Raw genomic sequence first — 880 nt, 5'->3', positions numbered from 1 at the left:
CACGTTGGTGAGGTCGGTCGCCGCCTCCTCGGACGTCCCCGCACCCTTGCGCATGATCTGCAGGAGCGCCGTGATCTGCGTGAGGCCGGCGTTCCCTTCGACGCCCAGCGCCTTCACGGCCGGCAGGATCGACGGCAGGTAGCGGGCCATGTCCTTCAGCTCGAACTGCCCCGCCTTGCCGCCGGCGACCAGGATGTCGAAGGCGCCCTGCATGTCCTTCGCGCCGATCTTGAAGTGGCTCGCCAGCGCGTCGGCCGACTTCGCCATGTCGTCGACGGCGGCGCCGCTCGCCTGCGCCGTGGTGGCGACCGACGGCAGCAGCGCGAGCGACTCCTTCAGCGTCCGGCCCTGCGCAACGAGGGCCTCCAGCCCGCCGGTCACGTCGTTGATCAGCAGCCCGGTGCGGTTCGCCGTGTCCTTCACGACAGCCCGCGCGCCGGCCAGCTCGCCGGCCGCGGCGTCGGCCGTGAGCCCGATCCGGCTCATCCGGCGGTCGAAGTCGGCCATGTCGACGAAGCCCTGGGAGGCGCGCCGGCCGACCGTGTAGGCCCCGATGCCGCCGGCGAGGTGGCGCATCGAGCCGCCGGCGAGCAGCGCTCCGGCCCCGGCCGCCGCCCCGATTCCGCCCCGTGCGCCGGCCGTGGTCCGGACGCCCGCGATCGCCCGGTTCGCCTGCCGGGCCGCGGCGGCCGTCTCCAGAAGGTCGCGCTTGAGCTTGTCGGGCCCGCGCACATTGCCGAGCCCGGCCGCCTCCCGCCGCACGGTCGCGAGGCTCTGCCCGGCCTGGCGCGAGGCGGTCGAGACCTCGACGATGTCGCGCTTGAGCTTGTCCGGGCCGCGGGTGCCGTGAATGCCGCCGGCCGCCGTCTTGATGCCGGCC

1 protein-coding gene is annotated in these 880 nt (G+C 74.7%); it reads right to left on the bottom strand.

Annotation, left to right across the window (positions count from 1 at the left end):
• The coding region (locus ABTU92_RS29060) for a phage tail tape measure protein (protein WP_408095034.1) at positions 1-880 on the bottom strand (880 nt) is incomplete at both ends.

The sequence above is a fragment of the Rhodoplanes sp. SY1 genome (assembly GCF_046000175.1).
Classification (GTDB): domain Bacteria; phylum Pseudomonadota; class Alphaproteobacteria; order Rhizobiales; family Xanthobacteraceae; genus Rhodoplanes.
The sequence above is the reverse complement of the archived record's forward strand: the minus strand, read 5'-3'. Positions and strand labels throughout refer to the sequence as shown.